Here is a 3,706-nt window from a genome sequence, read left to right as displayed (position 1 = left end):
GGAAAGACCCACGGTGCCGGTCCGGCCGATGCCGTCGGCGCCGACCCGGAGGCTGCGACCATGGAACAACAGGGCTTCGGCTGGACGAGCAGCCACGGCACCGGCACGGGCGACGACGCGATCACCTCGGGCCTCGAGGTCACCTGGACCTACCACCCGACCCTGTGGGACAACGAGTTCTTCGAGATTCTGTACGCGTACGAGTGGGACCTCATGGAGAGTCCCGCGGGCGCTCACCAGTGGCGACCGGTGAACGGCGGCGGTGCCGGGCTGGTGCCGCTCGCGCACTCGGACGGCCACCGCGAGCCGCGCATGCTCACGAGCGATCTTGCCCTGCGCGTTGACCCCGCGTACGACGCGATCTCGCGGCGCTTCGCGGACGACCAGGATGCCCTCTCCGACGCCTTCGCGCGCGCCTGGTTCAAGCTGACCCACCGCGACATGGGCCCGATCGCGCGCTACCTCGGCCCCGAGGTTCCGTCCGAGGTGCTCAGCTGGCAGGACCCGCTGCCCGCCGTCGACCATGAGCTCGTCTCGGTGGCCGACGTCGCCGAGTTGACGGCCCGCATCCGCGAGTCCGGACTCACCACCGCGCAGCTCGTCGCGACCGCGTGGGCTTCGGCCTCGACCTTCCGCGGCGGCGACAAGCGCGGTGGGGCCAACGGCGCGCGCATCCGGCTCGAACCGCAGAAGGACTGGGCGGTCAACAACCCCGCCCAGCTGGCGACCGTGCTGACCGCGCTCGAGAGCATCCAGGCGGCGTTCAACCAGGCGCAGACCGGTGCCGTGCGGGTCTCGCTCGCCGACCTCATCGTGCTCGCCGGCGGCGTCGGCGTCGAAGAGGCGGCCCGGGCAGCCGGGCGGGAGATCTCGGTGCCGTTCACCCCGGGTCGCACCGACGCCTCGCAGGATCAGACCGACGTGCCGTCGTTCGAGCCACTCGAGCCGCTCGTCGATGGCTTCCGCAACTACGCGGGCAAGGGCTATCGGATGCCGGCCGAATACCTGCTGCTCGACCGCGCCAACCTGCTCACCCTGAGCGCCCCCGAGCTCACCGTGCTCGTCGGCGGCCTGCGGGTCATCGGCGCGAACTGGGACGGCTCGAACCACGGCGTATTCACCGCCACCCCCGGTGTCCTCGACAACGCGTTCTTCGTGAACCTGCTCGAGCTCGGCACCGAGTGGGTCCCGCTCGACCCCGGATCGCACGCCTTCCGCGGCATCACCGCCGACGGCCGCACCTGGATCGGGACGCGCAACGACCTGGTGTTCGGCTCGAACTCTGAGTTGCGCGCCCTCGCCGAGGTCTACGCGAGCGACGACGCGACCTCGAAGTTCGTTGACGACTTCGTCGCAGCCTGGGTCAAGGTCATGGAGCTCGACAGGTTCGACCTGACCTGAGCCCGACATCCCCTGAGTCAGAGGCGGCCGGCGGCCTTGAGCGCGAGATAGCGGTCGGCGAGGGCGGGCGGAAGGTCGGCGGGCGGGGCGGTGACCACCTCGGCGCCGACCTGCCCGATCGCGGCGGCGACGCGGGCGACGTCGAGCAGGGCGCGCTCGGCGGAGGCCGCGCGGTACACCTCGTCCGACCCGCCGCGCTCCCGGGTGGCTGCGACGACGTCGGGGTCGGTGACGGCCGCGATGACGACGGTGTGACGGCGGGTGAGGGTCGGCAGCATGGCGAGCAGTGGCCGGGAGCCGCCGGGGGTGTCGATGGAGGTCAGGATGACGACGAGGGCCCTTTGTGTGGTGACGCCGCGCACGAGTTCCGGGATGGCGTGCCAGTCGCCTTCGAGCAGCTCCGGTTCGATCGGGGCGAGCACGTCGACCATCTTCGCCAGCAGGTCGGCGCCCGTGGCACCCTGCACCCGGCCGCGCACGACCCGATCGTGAACGAGCAGGTCGATGCGGTCGCCCGCGCGGGTGGCGAGCGCGGCAAGCAGGAGGGATGCCTCGAACGCGGTGTCGAGGCGCGGCTCGTCGGCGATGCGCGCTGCCGAGGTGCGCGACGAGTCGATGACGATGACGACGCGGCGGTCGCGCTCCGGGCGCCAGGTGCGCACGACGAGTTTCATGCCGCCGCCTGCCGGGTCGCGGCGCCGGGCGGTGGCGCGCCAGTCGAGCGACCGGACATCGTCGCCGCGCACGTATTCGCGCAGGGAGTCGAACTCGGTGCCCTGGCCACGCACCATGACTGACGTGCGACCGTCCAGTTCCCGCAGGCGGGCGAGCCGCGACGGCAGGTGTTTGCGCGAGGTGAACGGCGGCAGCACCCGCACGCTCCCGGGCACCGGGATCGTCGCCTGTCGGGCGACCATCCGCAACGGACCGAATGACCGCACCGTCACGTGGGCGGCGCGCCGTTCCCCTCGCCGCACGGGTTGGAGCGTCGTCGTCAGCGCGACCGCTTCTCCCGCCGCGACCGTGAGCCGCTGCCGAGTCGGGTGTGCTCCCGCCGACGGTTCCCAGGCATCCCGGATCGTGCCGTGCACCGCGCGCCGCCCGGCGTTGGCGACCGCGAGCCGGGCCAGGCCACTCTCACCGAGCCGCAGCCGTCGGGGCAGGTCGCGGGCGAACTCGAGCGCACGCGGCGATCCGGCGAGGACGAGATCGATGGTGATGACGATCGCGAGCACGACGCCCCACAAGACGAGTCCCGGAACGCCGCCGAGCAGCACGACCGGTACCGCACCCGAGGCGACGAGCAGCACGAACCACCCCGAGATCGCCACGACTCAGCCGCCGCTCAAATGGGCACCTGCACCTGCTGAATGACCGAACGCAGCACGGTGTCGGGGGCGACGCCCTCGAGTTCGGCTTCGGTGCGCAGTTGGATGCGGTGGCACATGACCGGCACAGCCATCGTCTGGATGTGGTCGGGCGTCACGCCGCTCGACCCGGAGAGCCACGCCCACGCCCGCGCGGCGGCGAGAAGGGCCGTCGTGCCGCGGGGCGAGACCCCGAGTTTCACCGACGGGCTCTGCCGGGTGCCGCGAGCCAAGTCGACCGCGTAGCCGAGAACATCCGGACTCACCGTCACCGTCGCGACATCCGCCTGCGCTTTCGCGAGGGTGGCCGCGTCGAGTACCGGCGTCAGTCCCGCGCCGGCCAGATCGCGCGGGTTGAAGCCACTCGCGTGGCGCCGCAGTACCTCGAGTTCGACGTCACGCTCGGGCAGGTCGAGCACCAGCTTGAGCAGGAACCGGTCGAGTTGGGCTTCGGGGAGCGTGTACGTGCCCTCGTACTCGATGGGGTTCATCGTCGCCGCGACCAGGAACGGTGCCGGCAGTTTGCGCGTCACGCCATCGGCCGAGACCTGGCGCTCCTCCATTGCCTCGAGCAACGCGGCCTGCGTCTTCGGGGGCGTGCGGTTGATCTCGTCGGCGAGCAGGATGTTGGTGAACACCGGCCCCTCCCGAAACTCGAACTCGCCCGACTTGGGGTCGTAGACCGCCGACCCGGTGATGTCACCCGGCATGAGGTCGGGTGTGAATTGGATGCGCTTCGTGTTGAGCCGCATCGCCGCGCTGAGCGAACGCACGAGCAGGGTCTTCGCGACGCCCGGTACGCCTTCCAGCAACACGTGGCCGCCCGCGAGCAGCGCGATGATGAGCCCCGTGACGGCGCCGTCCTGACCGACGACGGCCTTGCCGACCTCCGTGCGGACAGCGGCCAGCGAGGTACGGAGGGAATCCGTGGTGTCGGT

3 protein-coding genes are annotated in these 3,706 nt (G+C 71.3%); 1 reads left to right on the top strand and 2 read right to left on the bottom strand.

The genetic code is table 11. The features are described 5' to 3' along the window. Window positions 1-1,401: peroxidase family protein (locus tag RMO30_RS10510; RefSeq protein WP_309713035.1), on the top strand; the 1,401-nt coding region annotated here is incomplete at its 5' end. Window positions 1,402-1,418: 17 nt separating this feature from the next. Here RMO30_RS10510 and RMO30_RS10505 read toward each other — a convergent pair. Both RMO30_RS10505 and RMO30_RS10500 read right to left on the bottom strand, forming a co-directional pair. Next, window positions 1,419-2,732, bottom strand: a complete 1,314-nt coding sequence (locus RMO30_RS10505; protein WP_309713033.1) for a DUF58 domain-containing protein — start codon at window positions 2,730-2,732, stop codon at window positions 1,419-1,421. Between the two features lie 14 nt (window positions 2,733-2,746). Next, window positions 2,747-3,676, bottom strand: coding sequence for an AAA family ATPase (locus RMO30_RS10500; protein WP_397427925.1), 930 nt, complete (start codon window positions 3,674-3,676; stop codon window positions 2,747-2,749). Window positions 3,677-3,706 lie beyond the last annotated feature (30 nt).

Source organism: Pseudolysinimonas sp., from assembly GCF_031389465.1.
In the GTDB taxonomy this organism is placed as follows: domain Bacteria; phylum Actinomycetota; class Actinomycetes; order Actinomycetales; family Microbacteriaceae; genus Pseudolysinimonas_A.
The sequence above is the reverse complement of the archived record's forward strand: the minus strand, read 5'-3'. Positions and strand labels throughout refer to the sequence as shown.